25 protein-coding genes are annotated in these 24,554 nt (G+C 55.3%); 10 read left to right on the top strand and 15 right to left on the bottom strand.

The features are described from left to right. Positions 1 to 47: 47 nt before the first annotated feature. The gene (gene irr, locus TA5113_RS05965; protein ID WP_058315439.1) at positions 48 to 464 is read right to left on the bottom strand and encodes a Fur family transcriptional regulator Irr; all 417 of its coding nucleotides are present in this window, start codon (positions 462 to 464) and stop codon (positions 48 to 50) included. 214 nt (positions 465 to 678) lie between these two features. On the opposite strand from irr, the gene fabA reads away from it, so the two are divergent. From fabA to TA5113_RS05950, 3 genes are all read left to right on the top strand, one after another. Continuing rightward, positions 679 to 1,188, top strand: coding sequence for a bifunctional 3-hydroxydecanoyl-ACP dehydratase/trans-2-decenoyl-ACP isomerase (gene fabA / locus TA5113_RS05960; protein WP_058315438.1), 510 nt, complete (start codon positions 679 to 681; stop codon positions 1,186 to 1,188). Between the two features lie 69 nt (positions 1,189 to 1,257). Further along, the gene (gene fabB / locus TA5113_RS05955) at positions 1,258 to 2,487 is read left to right on the top strand and encodes a beta-ketoacyl-ACP synthase I (protein WP_058315437.1); all 1,230 of its coding nucleotides are present in this window, start codon (positions 1,258 to 1,260) and stop codon (positions 2,485 to 2,487) included. A 15-nt stretch (positions 2,488 to 2,502) separates the two neighbouring features. Beyond that, positions 2,503 to 3,294, top strand: coding sequence for an enoyl-ACP reductase FabI (locus TA5113_RS05950; protein WP_058315436.1), 792 nt, complete (start codon positions 2,503 to 2,505; stop codon positions 3,292 to 3,294). A gap of 68 nt (positions 3,295 to 3,362) precedes the next feature. Here the strand turns inward: TA5113_RS05950 and TA5113_RS05945 are convergent, their stop codons facing one another. Beyond that, positions 3,363 to 3,842, bottom strand: a complete 480-nt coding sequence (locus tag TA5113_RS05945) for an FKBP-type peptidyl-prolyl cis-trans isomerase (RefSeq protein ID WP_058315435.1) — start codon at positions 3,840 to 3,842, stop codon at positions 3,363 to 3,365. 149 nt (positions 3,843 to 3,991) lie between these two features. On the opposite strand from TA5113_RS05945, the gene TA5113_RS05940 reads away from it, so the two are divergent. The 7 genes from TA5113_RS05940 to pdeM all read left to right on the top strand — a co-directional run bounded on the left by TA5113_RS05940 (position 3,992) and on the right by pdeM (position 11,594). Beyond that, positions 3,992 to 4,678, top strand: coding sequence for a haloacid dehalogenase type II (locus TA5113_RS05940; protein WP_058315434.1), 687 nt, complete (start codon positions 3,992 to 3,994; stop codon positions 4,676 to 4,678). A gap of 10 nt (positions 4,679 to 4,688) precedes the next feature. Beyond that, complete coding sequence (locus TA5113_RS05935; RefSeq protein ID WP_058315433.1) at positions 4,689 to 5,516, top strand: alpha/beta fold hydrolase; 828 nt, start codon at positions 4,689 to 4,691, stop codon at positions 5,514 to 5,516. A 108-nt stretch (positions 5,517 to 5,624) separates the two neighbouring features. Further along, positions 5,625 to 6,824: an endonuclease/exonuclease/phosphatase family protein gene (locus tag TA5113_RS05930; protein ID WP_058315432.1), complete on the top strand. Its 1,200-nt coding sequence runs from the start codon at positions 5,625 to 5,627 to the stop codon at positions 6,822 to 6,824. Between the two features lie 9 nt (positions 6,825 to 6,833). Beyond that, positions 6,834 to 7,634, top strand: coding sequence for an alpha/beta fold hydrolase (locus tag TA5113_RS05925; RefSeq protein WP_058315431.1), 801 nt, complete (start codon positions 6,834 to 6,836; stop codon positions 7,632 to 7,634). Between the two features lie 14 nt (positions 7,635 to 7,648). Continuing rightward, positions 7,649 to 8,404, top strand: a complete 756-nt coding sequence (locus tag TA5113_RS05920; protein WP_058315430.1) for a lyase family protein — start codon at positions 7,649 to 7,651, stop codon at positions 8,402 to 8,404. 32 nt (positions 8,405 to 8,436) lie between these two features. Further along, a complete protein-coding gene (locus TA5113_RS05915; RefSeq protein WP_058315429.1) occupies positions 8,437 to 10,866 on the top strand; it encodes a ligase-associated DNA damage response DEXH box helicase in 2,430 nt (809 codons plus the stop codon). A 53-nt stretch (positions 10,867 to 10,919) separates the two neighbouring features. Beyond that, on the top strand, positions 10,920 to 11,594 hold the full coding sequence (gene pdeM / locus TA5113_RS05910) for a ligase-associated DNA damage response endonuclease PdeM (protein WP_058315428.1): 675 nt from the start codon (positions 10,920 to 10,922) through the stop codon (positions 11,592 to 11,594). Here the strand turns inward: pdeM and TA5113_RS05905 are convergent. From TA5113_RS05905 to ybgC, 13 genes are all read right to left on the bottom strand, one after another. After that, positions 11,542 to 12,390 (bottom strand): LytTR family DNA-binding domain-containing protein, encoded by an 849-nt coding sequence (locus TA5113_RS05905; RefSeq protein WP_058315427.1) that lies wholly within the window; start codon positions 12,388 to 12,390, stop codon positions 11,542 to 11,544. The two genes, pdeM and TA5113_RS05905, sit on opposite strands and share 53 nt — an antisense overlap. 171 nt (positions 12,391 to 12,561) lie before the next feature. Beyond that, positions 12,562 to 13,452 (bottom strand): bifunctional methylenetetrahydrofolate dehydrogenase/methenyltetrahydrofolate cyclohydrolase FolD, encoded by an 891-nt coding sequence (folD, locus tag TA5113_RS05900; RefSeq protein ID WP_058315426.1) that lies wholly within the window; start codon positions 13,450 to 13,452, stop codon positions 12,562 to 12,564. 40 nt (positions 13,453 to 13,492) lie between these two features. Next, the gene (locus TA5113_RS05895; protein WP_058315425.1) at positions 13,493 to 13,798 is read right to left on the bottom strand and encodes a chorismate mutase; all 306 of its coding nucleotides are present in this window, start codon (positions 13,796 to 13,798) and stop codon (positions 13,493 to 13,495) included. Between the two features lie 53 nt (positions 13,799 to 13,851). Continuing rightward, a complete protein-coding gene (locus TA5113_RS05890; RefSeq protein ID WP_058315424.1) occupies positions 13,852 to 15,528 on the bottom strand; it encodes a formate--tetrahydrofolate ligase in 1,677 nt (558 codons plus the stop codon). Positions 15,529 to 15,763: 235 nt separating this feature from the next. Then, positions 15,764 to 17,680, bottom strand: coding sequence for an ATP-dependent zinc metalloprotease FtsH (ftsH, locus tag TA5113_RS05885; RefSeq protein ID WP_058316638.1), 1,917 nt, complete (start codon positions 17,678 to 17,680; stop codon positions 15,764 to 15,766). Between the two features lie 101 nt (positions 17,681 to 17,781). Then, the gene (tilS, locus tag TA5113_RS05880) at positions 17,782 to 19,014 is read right to left on the bottom strand and encodes a tRNA lysidine(34) synthetase TilS (RefSeq protein ID WP_058315422.1); all 1,233 of its coding nucleotides are present in this window, start codon (positions 19,012 to 19,014) and stop codon (positions 17,782 to 17,784) included. Next, the gene (ybgF, locus tag TA5113_RS05875; RefSeq protein WP_058315421.1) at positions 19,005 to 19,820 is read right to left on the bottom strand and encodes a tol-pal system protein YbgF; all 816 of its coding nucleotides are present in this window, start codon (positions 19,818 to 19,820) and stop codon (positions 19,005 to 19,007) included. Before ybgF ends, tilS begins: the two co-directional genes overlap by 10 nt. Before the next feature lie 12 nt (positions 19,821 to 19,832). Continuing rightward, positions 19,833 to 20,348 (bottom strand): peptidoglycan-associated lipoprotein Pal, encoded by a 516-nt coding sequence (gene pal / locus TA5113_RS05870; protein ID WP_058315420.1) that lies wholly within the window; start codon positions 20,346 to 20,348, stop codon positions 19,833 to 19,835. Between the two features lie 90 nt (positions 20,349 to 20,438). Beyond that, positions 20,439 to 21,746: a Tol-Pal system beta propeller repeat protein TolB gene (gene tolB, locus TA5113_RS05865; RefSeq protein WP_058315801.1), complete on the bottom strand. Its 1,308-nt coding sequence runs from the start codon at positions 21,744 to 21,746 to the stop codon at positions 20,439 to 20,441. Positions 21,747 to 21,766: 20 nt separating this feature from the next. Beyond that, on the bottom strand, positions 21,767 to 22,864 hold the full coding sequence (gene tolA / locus TA5113_RS05860) for a cell envelope integrity protein TolA (protein ID WP_058315419.1): 1,098 nt from the start codon (positions 22,862 to 22,864) through the stop codon (positions 21,767 to 21,769). 11 nt (positions 22,865 to 22,875) lie between these two features. Next, complete coding sequence (tolR, locus tag TA5113_RS05855) at positions 22,876 to 23,355, bottom strand: protein TolR (RefSeq protein ID WP_058315418.1); 480 nt, start codon at positions 23,353 to 23,355, stop codon at positions 22,876 to 22,878. Positions 23,356 to 23,358: 3 nt separating this feature from the next. Beyond that, positions 23,359 to 24,033: a protein TolQ gene (tolQ, locus tag TA5113_RS05850; protein ID WP_058315417.1), complete on the bottom strand. Its 675-nt coding sequence runs from the start codon at positions 24,031 to 24,033 to the stop codon at positions 23,359 to 23,361. A 121-nt stretch (positions 24,034 to 24,154) separates the two neighbouring features. Continuing rightward, positions 24,155 to 24,544, bottom strand: a complete 390-nt coding sequence (gene ybgC, locus TA5113_RS05845; protein WP_058315416.1) for a tol-pal system-associated acyl-CoA thioesterase — start codon at positions 24,542 to 24,544, stop codon at positions 24,155 to 24,157. Between the last annotated feature and the right edge of the window lie 10 nt (positions 24,545 to 24,554).

Below are 24,554 nucleotides of genomic sequence, written 5' to 3'. Positions count from 1 at the left end.
AAGCGGCCTCAAACGGGCCGCTTTTTTCTTTCGCGCTTAGGCTCTGGTTACTTCTTGCGAAGACGGATCACCACATCCACCTTGGAAATCTCAGCGCCCTCAGGCACATCCGGCAAAGACTTGATTTCCAACTGTTCTGCCGGAGCGTCGGTCAATACGCGCTCGTCTTCCCAGAAAAAATGTGGGTGATCATGGGTGTTGGTGTCAAAATAGCTTTTGGAACCGTCAACAGTGATTTCCTGCATCAGTCCCGCGTCACAGAACGCACGCAACGTGTTGTAAACGGTCGCCAAAGACACGCTTTCACCGCGATCTTGGACCTTCGCATACAGGCTCTCTGCGGTTACGTGACGATTGCGACCATCGCCCACAAGCATTTCTGCAAGCGCCACCCTTTGCCGGGTCGGGCGCACGCCGCCGTCCGTCAACCACTGGGTTCCAATCTTTACCGGGTCGGTATTCATCTGCCTAAGCCTGTCGTAATGATCTCCTAATACTAAGAGCACATAGCAATGAATTCAATTGCAAATCATTTTCATCTAGGTTTGCTCCAACGACCTCATTTTTTCCAAGCCAATTCACCTTAGGTCACCTTGTAGCACCCCCTGCCCTTGCACCTGCTGCGATCCGGGTGATAGAGGGAAAGAAAGACCGATAATCAAGAGGGGGCATGCCTGCATGGCCGATTTTCCAACCAGCTTCGACAAAGAGGACCTACTCAAATGCGCCCGTGGCGAATTGTTTGGCCCCGGAAATGCGCAATTGCCTGCGCCTCCGATGTTGATGATGGACCGCATCACTGAGATCTCTGGTGACGGCGGCGCCCATGGCAAAGGTCATGTGCTCGCGGAATTCGACATCACCCCGGACCTTTGGTTCTTTGAATGCCACTTCCCAGGCAACCCGATTATGCCAGGTTGCCTCGGTCTAGACGGCCTGTGGCAGCTGACGGGTTTCAACCTTGGCTGGCGCGGCTGGCAAGGGCGCGGCTACGCACTGGGCGTTGGCGAAGTGAAGCTGAAAAGCATGGTACGTCCAGAAAGCAAATTGCTGACATACGAAATTGACTTCACCAAAGCGGTACAAACCCGCCGTTTGACCATGGGTGTGGCCGATGGCATCGTGAAAATCGATGGCGAGGTGGCCTATGAGGTCAAAGACATGAAGGTTGCCCTGTCTGAAGCGTAAAGCCTGCGGCGTTAGGCCGAAGGCATTAGCCACAAGAATTTACTGCGGTTGTTACTAAGGAGTACACGCATGCGTCGAGTTGTCGTCACCGGTCTGGGCATTGTCAGCTCAATCGGCAATAACGCGGAAGAAGTTGTCGCCAGCCTTAAGGCGGGTAAATCTGGCATCGAAGCCAGCCCTGAGATGGTGGAACACGGGTTCCGTAGCCAGATCGCAGGTACGCTAAAGATCGACGTTTCCGAACATGTCGACAAACGCACGCTCCGCTTTATGGGTCCCGGCGCTGCATACGCGCATATCGCGATGTCTCAGGCGATTGCCGATGCAGGTCTTTCTGAAGAGAACGTTGTAAACGAGCGCACCGGCCTTGTGGCAGGTTCTGGTGGCCCTTCGACTTCGGCCATGCTGACAGCGCACCAAACTGTCGCGAAAACCGGCGCGACCAAGCGGATTGGGCCATTCGCAGTTCCAAAATGCATGAGCTCGACCATTTCAGCAAACCTCGCAACGGCGTTCAAAATCAAAGGGATCAACTATTCGATCACCTCCGCTTGCTCGACATCCCTGCACTGCATTGGCAACGCCGCAGAGCAGATCATGATGGGCAAACAGGACGTTATGTTTGCCGGTGGCGGCGAAGAACTTGATTGGACCCTGTCCTGCCTGTTTGACGCTATGGGCGCGATGTCTTCGAAAAAGAATGACGAACCGACCAAAGCCTCTCGTGCCTTTGACCAAGATCGCGATGGTTTTGTGATCACCGGCGGCGGCGGCATTGTGGTTCTGGAAGATCTGGAGCACGCGCTGGCGCGTGGCGCAAAGATTTACGCGGAAGTCACTGGCTTTGCAGCCACATCTGATGGTCACGACATGGTGGCCCCATCTGGTGAAGGCGGAGAACGCGCAATGCGTCTTGCCCTGCAAACGCTGCCGGAAGGTCGCAAGGTCAGCTACATCAACGCGCATGGCACATCTACGCCGGTCGGTGACGTTGGCGAAGTTGAAGCGGTGCGTCGCGTGTTTGGTGAAGGCTCTGTGCCTCCGATCAGCTCTACCAAATCCATGACCGGTCACGGTCAAGGTGCGGCGGGTGCGATGGAAGCCATCTTCTGCCTTCTGATGCTGGACAACGATTTCATCACCCCATCCATCAACGTAGAAACCTTGGCTGAGGGCATCAACGAAGGTGAGATCGCGACTGAATATGTTGAGAACGCGGGCCTTGATAGCGTCATGACAAATAGCTTTGGCTTTGGCGGAACGAATGGTTCGATGATCTTGTCGAAGTACAACGGTTAAGCAAGGAAGACTGGAATGTCCGAACAGCTAAAGGGTAAACGCGGCCTGATTATGGGCGTCGCAAATGAGCGTTCTATTGCATGGGGCATCGCCAAAGCCATGGCAGATGCGGGTGCCGAATTGGCTTTCACCTATCAGGGCGAAGCCTTTGGTAAACGGCTAGAGCCGCTTGCAGCTTCAGTCGGCAGCGACTTTATGGTTGATGTGGACGTCACGGATGATGCGTCTTTGGACACTGCTTTTGCGCAACTGAACGAGCGTTGGGACAGCATCGATTTTGTGGTTCACGCCATTGCGTATTCTGACAAGAACGAGCTGACCGGGCGTTTCCTCGATACAAGCCGTGCGAATTTCAAAAACTCCATGGATATCTCAGCCTACTCTTTCATCGAAGTCGCACGCCGTGCCTACCCAATGATGAAAGACAATGGCGGCACGCTGCTGACGTTGACTTATGGCGGTTCAAACCGTGTGACACCGAACTACAACGTGATGGGTGTTGCCAAAGCCGCGCTGGAAAGCGCGACACGTTATTTGGCAAACGACTTGGGTCCAGAAGGTATCCGGGTGAACGCGATTTCACCGGGCCCGATGAAAACCCTTGCAGGCGCGGCAATCGGTGGCGCGCGCAAGACCTATAAGCACACGGATCAAAACGCGCCGCTGCGGTCTAACGCAACCTTGGAAGCGGTTGGCGGCACAGCCGTGTACCTCGCTTCAGACGCAGGCGCTTGCACAACTGGTGAGATCATTCGTGTGGATGGCGGGTACCACGTTCTTGGCATGCCGCAGCAAGAGCACCTGTAAACCGCGACATTTCAAAACAAAAAAGCCGGGCACTTCGCCCGGCTTTTTTGTGTCTGTCTATCAGAGAATTAGCAGCAACCGCAGCCGCCACCTTCGCCATCAGTACCGCACTCAGATGTTCCGTTGATGCTGACCAGTTCCAGAGCGAAGGTCAGGTCTTTGCCCGCCAAATCATGGTTCGCATCTAGCGTCACGGTTTGGTCGTCAAACTTGACAATCTTCACCGGCATGACGTGCCCATCTGGCGACTGCATTTGAAGCACAAGACCTGCCTCGACCGGGATTTCCGCAGGAATCTGCGCGCGTGGCACGTCTTGCACCATCTCTGGCTGAAACTCACCATATGCATCTGCACAAGGAATGGTGACGGTCTTCTTTTCACCCACGGCCATGCCAGTCACACCATCATCAAAGCCTTTGATGACCATGCCGGAACCCAGCTTGAATTCTAGCGGTTCGCGGCCCTCTGAGCTGTCAAAAACCGTGCCATCTGCAAGGGTGCCTGTGTAGTGAATGCGAACGCTATCGCCTGATGTTGCCGCTGTCATTTTTGGTATCCTAACCTAAGCTCTCGCCCAAAATGCTTGATTTACTTGGGCACAATCGGCGGCACACTACTCTGAACACCCATCAAAGCCAACCAGATGATTGACATTCCCCGTGGGCGCTTCAATCTGAGGCAAGGAGGAGCCAGCAGATGACCATCACCACATGTATCTTTGACGCCTACGGCACGTTGTTTGATGTGTCAGCAGCGGCGCGTGAAGCTGCGCAAGAACCTGGGTTTGAGGCACTATCAGAGACGTGGCCAAAAGTGGCGTCAGATTGGCGATTGAAGCAATTGCAATACACCTGGCTGCGCGCCATCACAAAAGAACACACGGATTTCTGGAGAGTGACCCAAGACGGTCTGGATTGGGCGCTGGAGGCCTCCGGTTTGCAGAGTGACCCAAAAATCAGAGAACGTCTTCTGCAACTCTATTGGGAGCTTGCCGCCTACCCTGAAGTGCCGGCAATGCTAAAAGCGCTCAAGGACAAAGGTTTGAACACAGCAATCCTGTCCAATGGGGAACCCAAAATGCTGCAAGCCGCCGTCGATAGCGCCGGAATTAACGATGTCTTGGATGACAGTTTGAGTGTCGAAGACGTTGGCATTTTCAAACCCGACGCGCAGGTCTACGAGCTGGTTCTCAAGCATTTCAACTGTACACCCGATCAGGTGCTCTTTGCCTCCTCCAATGGCTGGGATGCAGCGGGTGCCACTGGATTTGGCTTTCAAACCGTTTGGGTCAATCGCGCGAGCGAGCCGGTTGATCGCTTGCCCCACCGGCCACAGCATATATTATCGGATCTCACAGATATCCCCGCCCTTGCGGCGCAGTGACGGACAGCAAATGCCCAATTTTGAAACCACCGACGGCCTGACGCTTTATTTTTCTGATCAGGGCGAAGGTCTCCCGGTGCTATGCCTTTCCGGTCTCAGCAGAAACTCTAATGATTTCAGCTATATCGATGGCCACCTTGATGGCGTGCGCCTGATCAAGATGGATTACCGAGGCCGGGGTCGCTCTGATTGGGACAAAGACTACGCCTCCTACAATATCCCGCGCGAAAGCATGGATGCGTTGGAATTGATGGACCATCTCGGGATCGTGCAATTCGCGCTGCTTGGCAGTTCTCGAGGAGGGCTCTGCGCCATGGCGATTGGCGCGATGGCCAAGCACCGTTTGTTGGGTGTTGCCTTCAACGATATTGGCCCGGAGATCGATCCGCGCGGCTTGGCCGTCATCAACGATTACCTCGGCCGACCACCTGTCTGGAAAACGCTGAAAGAAGCGAGCAAAAAGCGGCCCAAGGTAATGGTCGGTTTTGACAATGTGCCCGCGTCGCGCTGGCGCGAAGAGATCGAACATCTTTACCGTCAAACCGATAAAGGCCTGGGTCTAACCTATGACCCCAAGTTGCGGGATGCGGTGCTTGAAGCCGGTGTCCAACAAGTGCCAGACCTTTGGCCCTTCTATGAGGTATTTTCCGATATCCCTGTTGCGGTGCTGCGCGGTGAACACTCCAACATCTTAGCCCCGGATTGCTTTGAAAAAATGGGCGCCACCCTGCCCCACGCCATCACCGTCGAAGTCAAAGACCGCGGGCATATCCCATTCCTGGATGAACCCGAATGCGTCGACGCTTTGCGCCAGTGGGTCGATCAAATCAAAGCTTAACCCCCTGACAAAATCCGTCGTTTGGGGGTGCGAACCAAGTGTTCTCCCCTTTGTTGCAGGCAATCGCTACGCTACATCTGATGCAAACAACCTGATCCAAGGTGCGAAATGACCCAGTTCACGATTGCCTCTTTCAATGTCAAAAACCTGATTGGTGCTGACAAAGAATATTACAAGTTTCAAAGCTATACATCGGAAGAATACGCTTGGAAGGTGGATTGGATGGCGGATCAATTGCTGTCCATGGATGCCGACATTGTTGGTTTTCAAGAGATCTTTGAAGAAGACGCACTGCGTGATGTCATCAATGAGACGGAGCGGCGCGGCGCGGAACTCAACGATGCCGTCATTCCCGGACGCGACAAACGCTATCATCGCAAAGCCATTTTCAAGAAGCTTGGGTTTGATGGTTATGGCGATGCTGCTTTGGCCTTTGCACCTAATGTGAATGACACCGGCCTTGCTGGCCAACGACGCCCCGGCGTCGCGGTTCTCAGCCGGTTTGGTTTCGCAGAGGATCCTGAAATCATTCAGGAGCTGGATCAGCCGATCACCATCCCATTCCAAGAACTTGGTGGCGGTGATGCCGGTGGGTTCACCATCAGCAAGATCAGTCGACCGATCCTCAAAGTGCGCATCCCGGTGGGTGATCAGGTGATCACGGTCTTTAACTGCCACCTGAAATCCAAACTGGGGGAGCACATCACCCCGGAAGGCGCAGGTTTTGCGCCAGAAGCCGATCTTACGAAATATGATGCGGTGGGCCGCGCTTTGGGTTCCATGCGCGCGGCTGTCCGGCGCATGGCCGAGGCTTGGGTCTTACGCAAAGCCATTGTGGAAGAGCTGCAAAAGGGCCGTCCAGTCATGGTGACCGGCGACTTCAATGATGGCGAACATGCGGTGAGTTCCGAGATCATTTCCGGTGAGACACCCTTCAAGAACTACGCTTGGATGTTGCGCCATGACGCGGAGACCCCACGGGATCGCTATAGCGAGGAAGAAGACGCTCAGATCCGCAAAGAGATGTTGAAACTACAGCTCACGCCAGCAGAAAAGTTCTTTGTTCGCAAAAGCTTGCGCGACATGGTTTACACAACAGCGTTTGGCGGTGTGCATGAAAGCATTGACCAGATTTATCTCAGCAACCACTTCCATCCTGACAATGCTGCGCGTATTGGAGAGATGGATTACTTCAGCGTGTTCAATGACCATCTGACCGATGGCAGCCACCCGGAAGCGCCCTACAACAAGCTTGCATCCGATCATGGACAAATCATAGCCCATATGCGGATTGGTAAGGCAGGATAAGACCGACACATGGACTTCACGGCAGCGAGTTTCGCCACCAACACCATTCAATCCGGCCCGGAAGACGGAGCGCCTTTGGTGCTATTACACTCATTGGGCGGCGATCTTTCGACATGGGACCCGGTGCTTCCGCAGCTCCCAGAAACGTTGCGCATTGTTCGAATAAACCTTCGTGGTCATGGCAAAACCGAGTGCCCACCGCCGCCATATTCCATGGGGTCGATGATCCGCGAGGTCGAGCAATCGCTTGATAACCAGAACATCCGCGATGCGGTGGTGGTTGGCATTGGCCTTGGCGGTTTGGTAGCGCAAGGGCTGGCGGTGAAACGGCTGGATCAGGTGCGCGCATTGGTGTTGGTGAACACAGCAGCCAAACTAGGGCATCCGCCCCATTGGCAGGCAATGATCGATGAGATCAACGGCGGCGGAAAATCCGACCTCGCCAAACGCTTGATGCCCCTCTGGTTCCACCGTGCCGCTTTGAAGGACGGGCTAGAGGGCCCCGCCCTCGATGTTTTCGAGCAGACGAATTCAGAAGGTCTCGCCGGTGCTTTGGACGCCATCAAAGGCACGGACTTTTACACGCCCACAGCGGGCCTACGCCTGCCTTGCCTTGGCATCGCCGGTGCCGAGGACCGTTTCGTCCCAAATGACATGACACGCGAGACAACCAGCCTGATCCCCGGCTCTGACTTCGTGTTGCTACGTAAGTCAGGCCACCTGCCACCACAGGATCAGCCAGAGGCCTTTGCATTGCACCTGACGGAATTTCTAGTACGTATCGGCCACGCTTCATCTGCGCCCACCTAGAAGGATCACAGCCCATGGCCGCCAGCGTTTTTGACAGTCCGATGTTTGCCAAATCCTATCCCACGGGAGAGGCGGCACGGCTCTTTTCCGACAGTGCAGCGGTGCGCGCGATCTTGTTGGTGCTGGGCAGTCTGGCAAAGGCGCAAGGCAGCCTTGGTGTTGCCCCGGAAGACAGTGCGTTTTTTATTCACCGCAGCTCAATGGAAGTGCAAATCGATCCGGCTGGGTTGGACCTGCTGAATGATGGATTTGCCGGCGCTGTCACCAAAGCATTTCAAAAGGCGATGGAAGCGCCAGAACACGCGCAGTTCATTCAGTATGAGGTTGCCGCCGACCAAATTGAAGCGGCTGGCCTTGCACTACGCATGCGGCAGTTTCTGACCTACTGCGCCAAACGTTTGCAAGAGAGCCCGTTTGAGGCTGAAAGCTTGGTAAAACAGCTTGAGACAGTGAAGTCCGAAACCATCGGCTTGTACATCACAACTGATCAGAAGGTCGCCGAAGCTGTCTCTGACGCACTGCGACTAAAGGTGCTTTCAGAACCGTTGGAGATTTCACCCATCGCTGAGATCGCCCAGACCATCGTGGCATTCATCGTACAATCTGTCCCCAACAACCCGCGCCTACAACAGTTAGACGCGTTTGCGAACGCACTCGCGCAAGCGTTGAAGGACAATCCGCAGCCAATGGCTCCGCTTTGTCTCCCGCAACTTTGCCTAAGCGCAGCCGCAGCTCTTGAATTGGTGGCAGGTCCGTCCCAAGCTGACTGACGATTGATCGCGAAGGGTAAGGACGGAAAGCATTGGCAGCGACATCTGAAACCCTACGTGACCAATTCCCGGAAGCGTTTGAGAACTGGTTTGCCAGCAAGGGCTGGTCCATCCATCCCCATCAACAAGAGATGCTCGCCCGCGCGAATGAGCCTTCATTAATGCTCATCGCCCCGACAGGCGGCGGTAAAACCCTTGCGGGGTTCCTGCCCACGCTTGTTGACCTCGCAGAGCAACCACATGAGGGCATGCACACATTGTATGTGTCGCCGCTAAAAGCGCTGGCCGCAGACATCAAACGCAATCTGCGCACGCCTGTGGATGAGATGGGTCTGAACATCCGAATTGAGGACCGCACCGGAGACACGTCTTACACTCAAAGACGACGTCAGCGGGCGGACCCGCCTCATATTTTGCTGACTACGCCGGAGAGTCTGGCCTTGATGACCAGCTATGAGGATGCCGCGCGCACCTTTCAAGGACTGAAACGCGTGGTGGTCGATGAAATCCATGCGCTGGCGGACAGCAAGCGCGGCGACCAACTGATGCTGGCTTTAGCCCGGCTTCAACAGATTTGCCCAGACCTGCGCCGGGTCGGCCTCTCGGCCACAGTCGACAAGCCCGAAGAAATCGCAGGCCTTTTGGCGAAGCAGCCAGACCCTTGCACTATCCTGCGCGCGGACCCCGGCCCTGATCCTGACATCCAGATGCTGACAACCAACGAGCCGCCCCCTTGGTCTGGCGGCGGGGCGGCCTATGCGATCCCGGCCGTGCTCGAACAGATTAAACAACACAACACGACGCTGATTTTTCACAACACACGCGCTCAAGCAGAGATTTTCTTTCACAATCTCTGGCTTGCCAATGAGGAAGGTCTGCCCATCGGCATCCACCACGGGTCGCTGGATCGAGACCAGCGGCTGAAGGTAGAAGCCGCAATGGTGCGCGGAGATCTTCGCGCGATTGTTTGTACCGGCAGCCTAGATCTGGGCATAGACTGGGGCGACGTGGACCTTGTGATCCAGATCGGCGCCCCTAAAAATGTGAAACGCTTGGTGCAAAGGATCGGTCGCGCCAACCACCGTTACAACGCGCCCTCCAAGGCCCTGCTGGTGCCTGCAAATCGGTTTGAGGTTGTCGAATGCACCGCTGCACTTCAAGCGGTTCTGGACCAGGACCTTGATGGCGAGACCCGCGGTCCCGGCCCTCTCGATGTCTTGTGCCAGCATATCCTCCTCCGCGCGGCTTCTGGCCCCTTCTTGGCCGATGATCTTTTTTCAGAAATGACCTCGGTCGGCGCTTACACGGATCTGGACCGGGAGACGTTTGACGCCTGCCTAGATTTCTGTGCGACCGGAGGCTACGCCCTGCGGGCCTATGACCAATGGCAGCGGTTGAAACAGGCACCTGACGGGAGCTGGCACCTGCGCGATCCGCGGGCGGCATCCAAGATTCGTATGAATGCGGGGACAATCCAAGACGCGGATCTTCTCAAAGTCCGTATGAAACGCAGCCGAGGTGGGAAGCCCTTAGGTGAAGTCGAAGAAGCCTTTGCAGCATCGCTACTGCCCGGCGACACGTTCCTGATCGGCGGCCAGATCGTAAAATACGAAGGCCTGCGAGAAATGACCGTTGAGGTCAGCAAAGACGCCCGCAAAAAACCCAAAGTGGCTGTGTTCTCGGGGACCAAATTCTCCACGTCCACGCAATTATCGCAACGGATTTTGCGCCTGTTTCAACAGCACGACTGGCCAGAACTCCCTAGCCACACCGCAGAGTGGTTGTCCTTGCAGCGCCATGTGTCTCGCTTGCCAGAACCGGGACGTTTGCTGATCGAGAGCTTCCCCCATAACAGCCGTCAGCACATCTGTGTCTATGGTTTTGCCGGGCGCAACGCGCAGCAGACATTGGGGCTGTTGCTTACCAAACGCATGGAGGACCTGGGCCTTGCGCCCCTTGGGTTTGTGTCCACAGATTACGCAACATTGATCTGGGGGCTCGATGAAGTGACGGACCCAAGCGCCCTGCTCAATCGCGATGCGATCCACGCAGGGCTTGAAGGTTGGCTTGCAGGCAACGCGTTGATCAAGCGCACCTTCAGAGGTGTCGCAACGATTGCTGGGCTGATTGAACGCAACACGCCGGGCCAACGGAAATCCGGGCGGCAGGCAACGTTTTCCAGCGATATTCTCTATGACACCCTGCTGAAATATGACCCGGATCATCTCTTGATGCGCATAACGCGAGAGGAAGCCATGCGTGGTCTCGTGGATTTCTCGCGCATTGAAGAAATGCTGGATCGTGTCGAGGATCGGATCGATCTTGTCCGGCTCGACCGAGTAACGCCGCTGGCCGCGCCACTTCTGTTGGAAGTTGGCAAAGTATATGTGGGCGAAAGCGCAGAAGAGCGGTTACTCGAGGAGGAAGAAGCCGCGTTGATGAAAGCTGCGGGGCTTGCGTAGGCCGCAGCCCTAAAGCCTTGTCTTACCGTTGGAATCGCGCCACCAATACTGACATGAAAACCGTAGATTTCTCTTTGGCTGGCGTTCAGCTGACCGCGCTGGGGTCTGGCGCGCTCTGGTGGCAGGACAAACGCCTCTTATGCGTCTCCGACCTTCATCTTGGGAAATCCGAACGGATCTCGCGCCGGGGCGGCGCAGCCCTGCCCCCATATGACACTCGCGACACGCTTATTCGATTGGAGCAAGATCTGCGGTTTACCAATGCCGAAACGGTGGTTTGTCTCGGAGACAGTTTCGACGATTTGGACGTGCTGGACGCCATGCCGGAAAGCGAAAGCAATTGGATCAACCGACTTCAAGCCGGACGTCGTTGGGTCTGGATCGAGGGCAACCATGATCCCGGGGCAGTGGAACTGCCCGGCAGTCACTTGTCCGAGCTATTGCAGCCGCCACTGACCTTCCGCCATATTGCCAAGGCGGGTGATAGCGGTGAAATCTCTGGCCATTACCATCCCAAAGTACGTGTGCAAACGCGCCTGCGCGGCATTTCGCGCCCTGCGTTCCTATTTGATGCAGATCGGGTGATCATGCCGGCATACGGGACTTATACGGGCGGGTTACGCAGCACAGAGGCCGTATTGGAAGATCTCATGCGGCCTGAAGCGAAAGCAATCGTTACAGGGCAGACGCCTCGGATTGTACCTTTGCCGCGGACCCTACGTCGCTAGAGCACTCCGGCAGCTTTTGAGCATCCACATTCTCACGATATTTACGGCTCACCGGAACAACTTCACCATTGTTGAGAACCACTGAGATTTTGCCGCTCGCTTTTCTAACTGAAACCATGACGTCAAGTGGCACCCAATGAGAGCGGTGAACGCAGACGCCATCGACCCCATCCATCTCTAGGATCGCGTCGCGCAGGCGCATGCGGATCTTATGCTCGCCCGTTTCAGTACGCACATGCACAAAATGATCATTGGCTGACAATCGATAGACCCGACCATGGGCGCCAGACGGTAATCTTTGAAACAATCGTGGCTCTGGCGATGTCTCGGACGGCGTGGGTACCACAATCTGGATCGGGCTCGACCTGTTCTCTTGCGCATTTTTTTCTATGGCTTGTGAAAACATGAAACGCCCCAAGATGACCGAGAAAAAAACAAACCCAACCCAACCTAGCAATGACAAATAGGATGGACCGTCGGCAAAGTCATAAACCCAATGGCTCAGGGCAAATACGTCTGTTGCGATAAAGAAAGTGCCCAATGTGCCGGCCATCATACGGCTTAGCGTGGTCTCTTCAAATCCCAGCGTGCATCGTGTCAACGCATAGGCGAGGTATCCAAGAAGGATTGAGCTGGTGGTCACAGAGGTCCAGTAAATTGCGAGCTGGACCGACGTCATTTCCTCAAAGGTCCCAAACGGACCAGACAAAACCGTCAACAAGGTTGCAACAACCCAAATTGAAAGAGTCAGCTTAGAAAAAAGCGTTTTGTAGGTGTCTTTAAATGTTTCAATCATCGTCTTTTGTCGAAACGCTTTCTGCACATCATCGCACCACCTTAATCTATCACTGGTCATTGGATAAGAGCGTTTCTCACGAAATAAAATCTTCGTGAGAAAACTCTTCGAATCCCCATAAAAAAAACGCCGCTGCAGAGCAACGGCGTTTTTTATTGATATTAAGGCGGTTTACGCTGTCAAACCTTCTGGCTCAGCCAAGCCGTTTGCCCGGCAGCAAGCCGTCACTGTGTTTGCCAAAAGGCAAGCAATGGTCATTGGGCCAACACCGCCCGGCACAGGTGTAATTGCACCGGCACGCTCTGCGCAGGACGCGTAATCCACGTCGCCAACCAATTTGTTTTTACCATCGCGTTCGATGCGGTTGATACCCACGTCGATTACTGTCGCGCCTTCTTTGATCCAATCACCGGGCACCATTTCAGGGCGGCCCACGGCGGCAACAACGATGTCAGCGCGGCGGACAACGTCTGGCAAGTCTTTTGTGCGCGAGTGTGCGATTGTCACTGTGCAGCTATCGCCCAGCAAAAGCTGCGCCATCGGTTTGCCGACGATGTTGGAGCGACCGATCACTACCGCGTCCATTCCAGACAGGGAACCATGGTAGTCACGTAGCATCATCAAGCAGCCCAGCGGTGTGCAAGGCACCATGGATTTCTGACCGGTGCCAAGCAATCCAACGTTGGAAATGTGGAAACCATCCACGTCTTTTTCAGGCGCAATGGAATTGATGATGAGATCTTCGTTCAGGTGTCTTGGCAATGGAAGCTGAACAAGAATTCCGTGTACCGCCGGATCGTTGTTCAGTTTCTCAACAACCGCCAGCAGGTCCGCCTCAGATGTATCCGCGTCCAGCTTGTGCTCATAGCTGTTCATGCCGGTTTCAACAGTCTGTTTGCCTTTTGAACGCACATAGACCTGAGAGGCCGGATCTTCGCCAACCAAAACCACCGCCAAGCCTGGGGTAATACCGTGTTCTTCTTTCAGGCGCGCCACATGACCCGCGACCTTTTCGCGTACAGTGGCGGCGAAGGCTTTGCCGTCGATAATTTTTGCAGTCATCACTCTCTCCTACGCACCCACACTAACTGATGGGAAAGCGTTATTTTCGGCCCAGACCGGTTTCTTCCCGGGTGATGGACCAGTCGATCAATTGACGCCAAAGCTGTTCCACCAAATCGGGGTCTAAACCCTCGGTTTCAGCGACACGCCTTGCGTTGTTGACAACTTCTTCTACGCGCTCGGGAATGCGGGCTGGCCAGCCATTGCCTTGCTTCAGTTCAGTCGCCCGGTCGATGTACCCTGCCCGCTCTTTAAGAAGCTCCACCAAAGTCTTGTCCAAAGCGTCGATGCCCAAACGGACCTCTTCCATTGATGAACAATCTTGCGGTTTTTTGGGTGTGGTCATCTGTATCTCCTGCGGCCCGAAAGCTCACGGACCGCAGTAATCTTATTAGGCTCTTAGAACAAGCCTTCGATCTGACCTTCTTCGTTCAGACGGATCGATTCTGACGCTGGTTTGCGTGGCAGACCCGGCATGGTCATGATCTCACCGCAGACCACGACGATAAAGCCCGCACCGGCAGAGAGGCGAACCTCACGTACTGGAACAGAGTGGCCAACCGGCGCACCGCGCAAGTTTGGATCGGTGGAGAAGCTGTATTGAGTCTTCGCCATGCAAACCGGCAGGTTGCCGTAACCTGCATCTTCCCATTCGCGCAATTGGTTGCGGATTTTTTGGTCAGCCAGAACTTCGTCTGCGCGGTAGATGCGCTTCGCGATGGTTTCGACTTTTTCAAAGAGCGGCATGTCATCTGGGTAGATTGGCGCGAACGCTGCTGCACCGGAGTCAGCCAGAGCCACAACTTTTTCCGCCAGTTCCGCAGAACCTTCAGAGCCCAATTCCCAGTGACGGGACAGAACCGCTTCAACCCCGTGAGTTGCCACGTAGTCTTTGACTGCCTGCACTTCCGCTTCGGTGTCGGTGACGAAGTGGTTAATCGCAACGACAACTGGGACGCCGAAGGACTTCACGTTCTCGATGTGACGGCCCAAGTTCGCGCAGCCGTTTTCAACCGCTTCGACGTTTTCCGCGCCAAGGTCAGCTTTCGCAACGCCACCGTTCATCTTCATCGCGCGAACGGTCGCAACCAGAACCACCGCGTCAGGCGCAATGCCTGCTTTGCGGCACTTGATGTTCATGAACTTCTCTGCACCAAGGTCGGCGCCAAAGCCCGCTTCGGTCACAACATAGTCTGCCACTTTCAGCGCAGTCTTGGTCGCGATGACAGAGTTACAGCCGTGCGCGATGTTCGCGAATGGACCGCCGTGAACAAACGCTGGGTTGTTTTCCAGAGTTTGTACAAGGTTTGGCTGCATCGCGTCTTTCAGCAGAACGGTCATTGCGCCTTCTGCTTTGATGTCGCGGCAGTAAACCGGTGTCTTGTCGCGACGGTAAGCAACGATGATGTCGCCCAAGCGCTTTTCAAGGTCTTGCAAGTCGTTTGCCAGACACAGGATCGCCATAACCTCAGAGGCCACAGTGATGTCAAAGCCGGTCTCACGTGGGAAACCGTTAGAAACGCCACCCAAAGACGCAGTGATCTGACGCAGCGCACGGTCGTTCATGTCAACAACACGACGCCATGCAACGCGGCGGATGTCGATCTCTTGCTCGTTGCCCCAATAAATGTGGTTGTCGATCATTGCAGACAGCAAAGAGTGAGCGGAGGTGATCGCGTGGAAGTCACCTGTGAAGTGCAGGTTCATTTCTTCCATAGGCACAACCTGCGCCATACCGCCACCAGCAGCACCACCCTTCATACCGAAGTTCGGACCCAAGGACGCTTCGCGAATACAAACCATCGCGTTTTTGCCAATGCGGTTCAGGCCGTCACCCAGACCAACCGTGGTGGTGGTTTTACCTTCACCCGCCGGGGTCGGGTTGATCGCTGTAACGAGGATCAGCTTACCATCTTCTTTGTCTTTGACAGAGTTGATGAAGTCCTGGCTGACCTTCGCCTTATCATGGCCGTAAGGCAGCAGGTCGTCATTAGACATGCCAATTTTCGCGCCAATCTCTTGGATCGGTTGCTTGTTCGCTTCGCGTGCGATTTCGATATCTGTTTTGTAGGCCATAACCGCATTTCTCCTTCGGTGCGCCGTGTCTTACCTAATGAGTACCGCGGGATTCTAGACCAGCAGGTCGCAAATCCGACATTTCGAAGAGAAGTTACGTCGCAAATCAAATGCAATGTCGCGGATTGGAAACTTCGCGCATCATTTGCGAAAACCCTAACACTTTAAGGGATTTATTAAAAAACAAACCCCGGAGATGGGTATCTCCGGGGTCCGCAATGTCGTTTTTTACCTATTAGGCTGTCGGTTCGGGCTCCATGCCACCGTCACCGGACTTGCCCCGGGGCTTGGTCTTGGGAATCGCTGTCAAAGAAGGCTTATCTTCTTTCTCCGGCGTTCCGCCTTCGTCGTCATCGGACTGTGGAGGCTCGCCATTCATCACGCGCTTGATCTCTTCACCCGTCAGGGTTTCGTATTCCAGCAAACCTTGCGCCAGACGTTCCCACTCGTCTTTGTGCTTGGTCAGCAATTCAAACGCTGTGTCATAGCCTTCTTGGATGAAGCGTTTTACTTCTTCCTCAATCAGCTCTTTTGTATTCGCGGAAACAGAGAAGCCTGCGGTGTTGCCAGAGTAGCCTTCATGTGCCTCGGCATAGTCGATGTTACCGACTTTATCAGACATGCCCCAACGCAGAACCACCGCACGTGCCAGCTGGCTGGCTTGCATGATGTCGCCCGCAGGGCCGTTAGACACGTGGTCTTCCCCGTATTTCAAAATTTCAGCTGCTTTACCCGCCATGGTCATGGCCAGTTTCTGCTCACATTCATTCTTGTGATAGTTCAGACGATCCATTTCAGGCAGGGACACAACCATACCCAATGCGCCACCGCGTGGGATGATGGTCGCTTTATATACCGGATCACATTCAGGCAGTTTCAGACCCACAACCGCGTGGCCCGCTTCGTGGTAAGCCGTCTTCTCTTTCTGATCCTGCGTGAGAACCATAGAGCGACGCTCTGCCCCCATCATCACCTTGTCTTTGGCGGATTCAAAATCCTCCATTGTGACAAAGCGGCGACCGACACGCGCAGCCATCAATGCTGCCTCATTCACGAGGTTCGCGAGGTCCGCACCAGAGAAGCCAGGTGTACCACGCGCGATAATGCGCAGATCAACGTCAGGGCCCAGTGGCGTCTTGCGCGCATGCACGCCCAAGATTTTCTCACGGCCTTTGATGTCAGGGTTTCCGACGGTCACGTTCCGGTCAAAACGACCTGGACGCAGCAGCGCAGGGTCCAACACGTCTTTACGGTTGGTCGCTGCGAGGATGATCACGCCTTCGTTCGCTTCAAAGCCGTCCATCTCAACCAGCAATTGGTTCAGCGTTTGCTCGCGTTCGTCATTACCACCGCCGTAGCCTGCACCACGGTGACGGCCGACAGCGTCGATTTCGTCGATGAACACAATACAAGGCGCGTTCTTCTTGGCTTGTTCAAACATGTCACGGACACGGGATGCACCCACACCCACAAACATTTCAACAAAGTCGGAACCAGAGATGGTGAAGAATGGCACACCCGCCTCACCCGCGATCGCGCGTGCCAGCAAGGTTTTACCAGTACCCGGAGGGCCCACCAGCAATGCGCCTTTCGGGATTTTACCGCCAAGACGAGAGAATTTCTGCGGATTGCGCAGGAATTCAACGATTTCTTCCAGCTCTTCTTTGGCTTCATCAATACCCGCGACATCATCAAAAGTCACACGGCCATGCTTTTCGGTCAGCATCTTGGCTTTGGATTTGCCAAAGCCCATTGCGCCACCTTTGCCGCCGCCTTGCATGCGGTTCATGAAGTAGATCCACACACCGATCAGCAGCAGGAATGGCAGCAAGCTCAGAATAAAGGCCTGAAGGCCGGACTGTTCCTGAGATTTCGCAGCAACGTTCACGTCATTGGCCAGCAATAGATCTGTGACGCGTGCATCATCTGGCGCGATGGTCACGTAGCTGGTGCCATCTGAACCGCTATAGATGACCTTCTCGCCATCAAGTGTCACGTTTGTGACCGCGCCATCTTCCACGGCGTCCACAAATTCAGAATAGGCGATATCGCGGCTCTGTAGCGTGCTGTTGTTACCACTGAACAAGTTGAACAGGGCCAAAATCAGCAGGATGAGCACAACCCAAAATGCAATATTGCGTGCGTTGCCCAAGGCAATTCTCCTCAAAGTCGATTGCAACTGGTCCTAACACAGCTGCTATCGGTCATAAATAGCCATCAAAGCCGCATGTTCAATGCGATAATGAATTTGCATTAAAGGCTGGCGAGAAAATCGGGCGATTTTAAGCCAGCTTCCCAAGAACTTGACGGTTCAGCAAGTGGCGCAGCGATCAACACATCTTTTTTCCAGACGCTGGGGCTACTCATCAGCGACTTACGCGGCAGCTCCGATTCTCGCCAATTTTCTAGTCCGGCAAGTGCCGGCTCTCCTAAAGGTCGCACCTGCATCCCCATTTCCCATGGACCATCCACAATCCAACGATCCCAACTGGGGGAATGCTCAACAATATCGCGCACCGCGTTATACTCTCGCGCGATGCGAATGCGGGTTTTGGTCACTGTGATCATACAGCCTGCCAATGAAAAGTTGCGGCCTTCCTGAATCGCATGATCGAGCTCTTCCACCGGCGCACGACGAGGGGCATAGTCGGCATTTGAAACCCATCTAAGCGCTTTCACAAGCAAACGGCGGCGCAGCTCTTTGGCCGCAAAAAGGAAGCCCTCTCGCTCAATCAATAAGTCGCCTTGGACTTGCGTCACCAATGCTTTGCCAAGGCACCGCGCGTCAGCTTCCAAAACTTCACGCGCATCGCGCATGTTTTGAGAAACCCGAGCAAGGCTTTCAGTCGAAATTCCAAGCCCCTCAAACGTCTCGATTGCGCGACGGATGCGCACCCGTTCAAACATTTCGTTCTCGTTTGACGGGTCCTCACGCCAATCGCGCCGATGGCGTTTCAGAAACTGCCGCAAGTCCTCGCGCGATGCTGACAGCATGGGCCGCAGAAAAGTCACCCCATGACGCTCAAACCGCGCATCCATTTCCGCGAGCCCATCCACGCCGGCCTCCCGCGCAAGCCGGATCAGAAATGTCTCGGCAACATCGTCTTGTGTATGACCGATCAGAACCACGTGTAGCTTGCGTCGTTTGGCCCATTCGCTAATCAGGCTGTAGCGCGCCTCCCGTGCCCGCTTTTGGAGGTTCCCTTCACCTTTCCAACCCGTCCATCGGGCCGTGGCATGGGGCACATTCAAAGTCGAACAGACCTTTTGGACGAATTCAGCCTCCGCTGTTGATCCCTCTCGCAGACCGTGATCAACGGTGATCGCCTCGATGCGAAAGCGTTCGCCGAGGGCCGTTGCCAGATGCAGCAACGCCATGGAGTCGCCACCACCGGATACAGCGACGCCGATCCGTGTGGCTCCAGCTTTGGCAATTTCAGATGAAAGGATCGCGAGCAGGTCGGTGTCAGACCGACCTAGCTGCATCCCAAACTCTGCATTTGGGATTTGGCTTCCGCGGCAAACTCATGCCCCGGATGGCGAATCTCCACCTCGTTCAAGGTCACGCAGGCCTCAGAGGTCTGACCCAATTTACCAAGTGCTGACCCTAGGCGGTAAAGCGCTTCTGGCGCGACACGGCTTTGGGGATAGCCTGAATAGCTTTCCAAATAAGCGCGCGCCGCGTTTGGCATCTCGCCAGCGCCTTCCAAGGCTTCGCCGCGACGCAGATGCGCCTCTGCTTCCAATGGGCTGCCCGGATAGGTCTGCGTAAATGCAGCAAATTGATCAGCCGCAACGCGGAATTCTTGGCCTTCAAGTGCCGCAAAGGCGCGTTCAAAGTCCGCCTGTTCACCTACGGCGAGTTCAGTGTTTTCCGAAGGTGTTGGATTGGCAGATGGAACTTGTTCGCCGAAATCACCGCCAAGCGTGGTGGTTTCACCCAGCTGGCTCAAATCGCCGCCCTCGAGTTCCACAAGACGGAATTCCAAGTCACCGATCCGGTTGGTCCCATCACGCACGATTTCATTCACGCGAAACTCAAGCTGTTCCGTCTTTCCGGTCAAACGCTGCATCTCTGCTTCAATTGCATCAAGACGCGTTAGCACCGAACCGCCAGACACGCTTCCCTGCGGTGCGCCAGTGGTGGAGAGTTCACGCTTCAAGCGCTGCACTTCAACATAAAGGACTGAGAGCTGCTGGCGGATATCTGCCAGCGTTTCCTCCGATTGCGCAGCAACCGAAAGCGGAGAAACAAAGCCCATAAGGGCCACAACCAAAGCCAGCGCGCGCATGGGTTCGCTCCTTTAGCTCGTCAGACCAGCAGAGATCACCGTCACCGCGCGGCGGTTCTGGGAATAGCAGGCTTCATTCGAACAGATTTCAATTGGACGTTCTTTACCGAATGTCACGGTTCTTAGGCGGCTGCTTGGGATGCCTTGGCTGAGCAAGAACTCCTTCACCGCGTTGGCGCGGCGCGCACCCAGCGCGAGGTTATACTCGCGGGTGCCCTGTTCATCAGCGTGGCCTTCGATGATCGCCATGTAATCGGCATTTGTGATCAACCAATCAGCCTGTGCCGTCAGCGTCGCACGGCCGGCGTTGGTGAGCGTGGATTGGTCCACCTCAAACAGCACCCTGTCGCCGATGGCTTGCTGGAAGTAAGCTGGGCTGGTTGGGTCGCTTACGCTGCCTGGCTCAAAACCATTGGCCCCTGCCCCAGCGCCGCCTCCGAAACCGCCTCCTAGACCGTTTGGATTGGTACAAGCGCTCAGCGCCACAAAAGCGACAAGCAGGGCGGATTTACCCAAAATACTCTTCATGATGATGCTCCCGACGTTTGCGCCTCTAGATTGTTATTTGTGTTCGGTATTACCACAGGTTGCCCCGAAATCATATGTGCAGGTGTGACGTTATTGTTGCAGTGGCGACCAGCTTGGATCTGATCCGCCGCCTTGGGTACGGACCGGCTTCAGGTTACGCCCAGAGACGTCCACCGAGTAAAGCGAAGCCGAGCCATTTGCGCCCTGCGTTTCACGGGTGAACATGATCACGCGGCCATTTGGCGACCAGGTAGGGCCCTCATCCAAGAAGCTTGCGGTCAGCAAACGCTCTTCAGAACCATCCGTGCGCATAACACCAATGTGGAAACGGCCTTTGTTTTGTTTGGTGAAAGCGATCAAATCGCCACGCGGGCTCCAGACCGGCGTACCATAGCGCCCCTGACCAAAGCTGATGCGACTTGCCTCGCCACCGTTGGCGTTCATTACATAGAGCTGTTGGGTGCCAGACCGATCGCTCTCAAAAACAATCTTTGAGCCGTCGGGGCTAAAACTTGGCGCTGTTTCGATGGAAGGTGCGGACGTAAGACGTGTTCGTGTACCTGTCGCAATATCCATTCTGTAGATGTCAGAGTTGCCTCCATCGGTCACCGAGAAAACCACGCTTTGCCCATCTGGCGAGAAGCGCGGCGCAAAACTCATGTCGCCCGACTGCGCTTCAAGAACGCGGCGGGTCACGGAACCGATGTCCAGAACGAACACCCGTGGGAACCCGGTTTCATAAGAGGTGTAGAGCACCCGGTCGCCAGATGGAGAAAACCGCGGCGCAAGCACGATATTGTTGCTATCGGTCAGGAATTTCAGGTTCGCGCCATCGTAATCCATGATTGCAAGGCGCTTCTTACGATCGTTCTTTGGCCCGGTTTCAGACACATAGACCACACGACTATCAAAATAGCCGCTCTCACCGGTGATACGAGAATAGACCGCGTCAGCCACTTTGTGCGCCATGCGCCGCCACCCGTCACGGGTGCCACGGAACCGCAACCCGTTACCCAGCTCTTGACCCGCGAACACGTCATACACGCGGAATTTGACAGCGATGTTGCCAGAGCTATCGACGCTCACCGCGCCCGATACCAATGCCTGGGCGTTGATTGCTTTCCAATCCGCAAATTGCACAGGAGAGGCGAAATTGGTGATTGTGCTAATGAAAGCTTCTTCCGGGATTTCGCGGAACAACCCGGTGCCAGACAGATCAGCCGCCACGACCCGCGCGATGTCTTGGGCAATCTGCCCTGCCCCGTTGCTTTCAGCAACGAAATCAGGAACCGCAAAGGGCAACGGTTCGATCACACCATCGGTGATTTCAATCCGCAGCGGCCCGTTTTGCGCCATTGCCGCGTTCGGAGCCATATGCACACTGGTCAGCACCAGCATCAGAGCCAAGAAAATTTTTGTCATCTGCGCCTCATTTTCTCCGGATTAAACGTGATTTCCACATCACGCCAATGGTCATACTTTTCTATCGGCAATTTATAGCCACCCCGTTGGCAGCGCAAAATCGCGCGGCGGGCGGATTCGAAGGCGGCATTTGCCGCATTTTCGTCGCCCCCAGTTGCACTTAGCCGTCGGAGTGACCCTCCTACGACCTTTCCATCACGATCAAGTGACATTGCAACAGTCACCGTAACATTTGCCGCCTGACTGCCCACATCCACGACCCAACATTCCTGAACCGAGACGCGCAACGCATCTTTTTCGCCAGATGTGAGCGGTGGTCCCGAAGGTGCCGCGGGCGTTTCCGCCAAGGCTTGCGCCAGAGCATCGTTCACGCTGCTTTCGCGAGACTCGGTCTGGGTTTCTGCGGCTTGGGTATCATTTTCCGCCGGTGTGGCAGGTGGCGTAGGGCGATTTGGCCGCGCTTTTGGACGAATGGACGACGTGACCGCGCCGGATTTTGGTTCGGTCGGAATTTCAGGGGCCGCCTCTTCCCGTGCCGTTTCTTCTTGCGCCTCAATGGACTCTGTCTCGGATTCCGCAGGCGCTGTTGGCGCTTGATCCACATCAGCGATCTGCACATCCGGTTCCGGCGTCTCAACCGCCTCTGGAGCGACACGTGTCACTGGCCGAGACACCGGTCGCACCGATTGATCTGGCGCGACGTCAGGCTCCGCGGGAGGCGTAATTTCAGGGGCGGTGTCTGTCAGCTCAACAGGCTGCTCCACCGGTGGTTCGACCTCAGGCGTCACTTCAGGCTCTGGCGCGGTTGCCGCTTTTGGCGGTGCCGGCGGTGTCACTGGATCTGGCTCTGTCACCACCTCAGGCGGGGCTTCCGAAATCTCGGGCGCAACCGGGGTTTCCACATCATCTGCTGTTAAAGGCGGGCGATCCGCGTTCAAAATTCGTTCAAACTGCTCGGTCGAAATAATATCGACACCGGTCACCACCGGCGGCTCTGGCTCAGAGCTAAAGACGCCACCAAAAAGCACATAGCCAATCAAAAGCGTATGCGCTCCACCGGAGACGACGTGACCGATATTGAAGCGAGATTTCAAACCACTAGGCCTCAGCCATCCGAACCGTCAGCGGCGCCGTCAAGATTTGGCCCGCCAATGTCGGTCACCAAACCGATATCGCTGAATCCACCAGCGTTAAGCGCGCCCATGATCTGGACGACGTTTTCATAAGGAATAGCGCCATCAGCCCGCAGATAAACCCGATCAGAGGCTCGCTCGACCGCAATGGCACGCAGCTTTGGCACAAGATCCGCCAAAGAGGTTTCGGTTGTCTGAATCAAAACCGCACCTTCGGCGGTGAGTGTCACCGTCAGTGGCTCTTCCTGCTCGCCCGGCAATGGGTTCGCTGCGGTCTTTGGCAACTCCACCGGCACGCCCACGGTCAACAAAGGCGCGGCCACCATGAAGATAATCAAGAGAACCAACATGACGTCCACAAATGGGGTGACGTTGATCTCTGCCATTGGTTGGCTGCGCGTCCGCCGACTGCGCCGCCCGCCACTTTGTTTTTTGATAACGCCCGCCCCCATGGATCAGCTGTCCAACTGGCGGCTAAGGATGGTGGCAAACTCGTCGGCAAAGGCCTCATAGCCCGCAAGGATGCGATCACTGTCGGCGCTGAGTTTATTGTAGAAAATCACCGCTGGGATCGCGGCCAATAGGCCGAGCCCAGTTGCCAAAAGCGCTTCGGCAATACCCGGCGCAACCACGGCGAGGTTCGTGTTCTGCTGTTCAGCAATTTCGATAAAGGCATTCATAATGCCCCAGACGGTGCCGAACAGTCCGACAAATGGCGCGGTGGAGCCGATGGTCGCAAGCACCGGAAGGCCCTTTTGCAGCGCTTCCGCTTCTTTGGCGACGGCTACATCCATGGATCGATCAATCCGACTGGTTGCATTGGCAATTAATCCACCGTCCTGACGATGGCTTCGCCGCCACTCCATCATGCCAGCCGCAAAGATCCGAGCCGAGCGACCCTCAGGTTCCGGGCCAATCTCGTCAAACAATCCATCCAGTGGTTCGCCTGACCAAAAGGCGCGGTCAAACTGCGCCGCCTCGCGCCGAGCACTGCGATAAAGAATGATCTTTTGAATGATCACGGACCATGACCAGAAAGAGGCGACAACCAACATCACCATCACAAGTTTCACGGTCAATGTGGCGCGCGCAAATAGCCCCCACATCGAGAAATCGACTGCTGCTTCCATATGCCTGCTCGTTTATTGGCGGACCTTATTGGCCCTTTTGCCAGAAAACTAACGGGTTTTATGGGATTTATCTACGGGGAATGCTGCGCAATGCACGCCCCTCACAGGAAATTGCGCACAATTAGTGTAGCATTAAGCGAATATCTGCCGGCAAACGCACGGGTTGGCCCGCTTCATTGATGCAAACAAGCGTGACAATGGACTGAAACAGCAGGACACTATCGCGCTTCACAATCTGCTCCAGCACAAACCGTGCCCCAGACACAGAAACCGGCCGCGTCTCGACAATCAGCTCATCGTCAAAATGCGCAGGCGAGAGGTAGTCCGCTTCAACCCGACGCACAGCGAACACCAGACCTTCTTTGTCTTTCAGATCACGCTGATTGATCCCCATCTCGCGCACCCAATCGCTGCGTGCTCGCTCAATGTATTTTAGGTAATTGGCATAAAACACGATCCCGCCCATGTCGGTGTCTTCGTAATAGACGCGGATTGGAAAGTTATGCTGCATTGGGCCTGCC

The sequence above is a fragment of the Cognatishimia activa genome (assembly GCF_001458335.1).
Classification (GTDB): Bacteria; Pseudomonadota; Alphaproteobacteria; order Rhodobacterales; family Rhodobacteraceae; genus Cognatishimia; species Cognatishimia activa.
Note: the sequence above shows the minus strand (reverse complement) of the source record. Positions and strands in the feature narration are given on the sequence as shown.

What these genes read in the sequence shown, in the direction of transcription:
- TA5113_RS05945 (WP_058315435.1), bottom strand. Translation starts at nt 3,842, where the DNA reads ATGACAGCGGCAACATCAGGCGATAGCGTTCGCATTCACTACACAGGC.
- folD (WP_058315426.1), bottom strand. Translation starts at nt 13,452, where the DNA reads ATGACTGCAAAAATTATCGACGGCAAAGCCTTCGCCGCCACTGTACGC.
- pdeM (WP_058315428.1), top strand. Translation starts at nt 10,920, where the DNA reads ATGAAAACCGTAGATTTCTCTTTGGCTGGCGTTCAGCTGACCGCGCTG.
- ybgF (WP_058315421.1), bottom strand. Translation starts at nt 19,820, where the DNA reads ATGCGCGCGCTGGCTTTGGTTGTGGCCCTTATGGGCTTTGTTTCTCCG.
- tolQ (WP_058315417.1), bottom strand. Translation starts at nt 24,033, where the DNA reads ATGGAAGCAGCAGTCGATTTCTCGATGTGGGGGCTATTTGCGCGCGCC.
- TA5113_RS05905 (WP_058315427.1), bottom strand. Translation starts at nt 12,390, where the DNA reads ATGATTGAAACATTTAAAGACACCTACAAAACGCTTTTTTCTAAGCTG.
- irr (WP_058315439.1), bottom strand. Translation starts at nt 464, where the DNA reads ATGAATACCGACCCGGTAAAGATTGGAACCCAGTGGTTGACGGACGGC.
- ybgC (WP_058315416.1), bottom strand. Translation starts at nt 24,544, where the DNA reads ATGCAGCATAACTTTCCAATCCGCGTCTATTACGAAGACACCGACATG.
- TA5113_RS05890 (WP_058315424.1), bottom strand. Translation starts at nt 15,528, where the DNA reads ATGGCCTACAAAACAGATATCGAAATCGCACGCGAAGCGAACAAGCAA.
- TA5113_RS05925 (WP_058315431.1), top strand. Translation starts at nt 6,834, where the DNA reads ATGGACTTCACGGCAGCGAGTTTCGCCACCAACACCATTCAATCCGGC.
- tolR (WP_058315418.1), bottom strand. Translation starts at nt 23,355, where the DNA reads ATGGGGGCGGGCGTTATCAAAAAACAAAGTGGCGGGCGGCGCAGTCGG.
- TA5113_RS05920 (WP_058315430.1), top strand. Translation starts at nt 7,649, where the DNA reads ATGGCCGCCAGCGTTTTTGACAGTCCGATGTTTGCCAAATCCTATCCC.
- fabB (WP_058315437.1), top strand. Translation starts at nt 1,258, where the DNA reads ATGCGTCGAGTTGTCGTCACCGGTCTGGGCATTGTCAGCTCAATCGGC.
- TA5113_RS05895 (WP_058315425.1), bottom strand. Translation starts at nt 13,798, where the DNA reads ATGACCACACCCAAAAAACCGCAAGATTGTTCATCAATGGAAGAGGTC.
- pal (WP_058315420.1), bottom strand. Translation starts at nt 20,348, where the DNA reads ATGAAGAGTATTTTGGGTAAATCCGCCCTGCTTGTCGCTTTTGTGGCG.
- TA5113_RS05940 (WP_058315434.1), top strand. Translation starts at nt 3,992, where the DNA reads ATGACCATCACCACATGTATCTTTGACGCCTACGGCACGTTGTTTGAT.
- fabA (WP_058315438.1), top strand. Translation starts at nt 679, where the DNA reads ATGGCCGATTTTCCAACCAGCTTCGACAAAGAGGACCTACTCAAATGC.
- tolB (WP_058315801.1), bottom strand. Translation starts at nt 21,746, where the DNA reads ATGCTGGTGCTGACCAGTGTGCATATGGCTCCGAACGCGGCAATGGCG.
- TA5113_RS05950 (WP_058315436.1), top strand. Translation starts at nt 2,503, where the DNA reads ATGTCCGAACAGCTAAAGGGTAAACGCGGCCTGATTATGGGCGTCGCA.
- TA5113_RS05930 (WP_058315432.1), top strand. Translation starts at nt 5,625, where the DNA reads ATGACCCAGTTCACGATTGCCTCTTTCAATGTCAAAAACCTGATTGGT.
- TA5113_RS05935 (WP_058315433.1), top strand. Translation starts at nt 4,689, where the DNA reads ATGCCCAATTTTGAAACCACCGACGGCCTGACGCTTTATTTTTCTGAT.
- tilS (WP_058315422.1), bottom strand. Translation starts at nt 19,014, where the DNA reads ATGCAGCTAGGTCGGTCTGACACCGACCTGCTCGCGATCCTTTCATCT.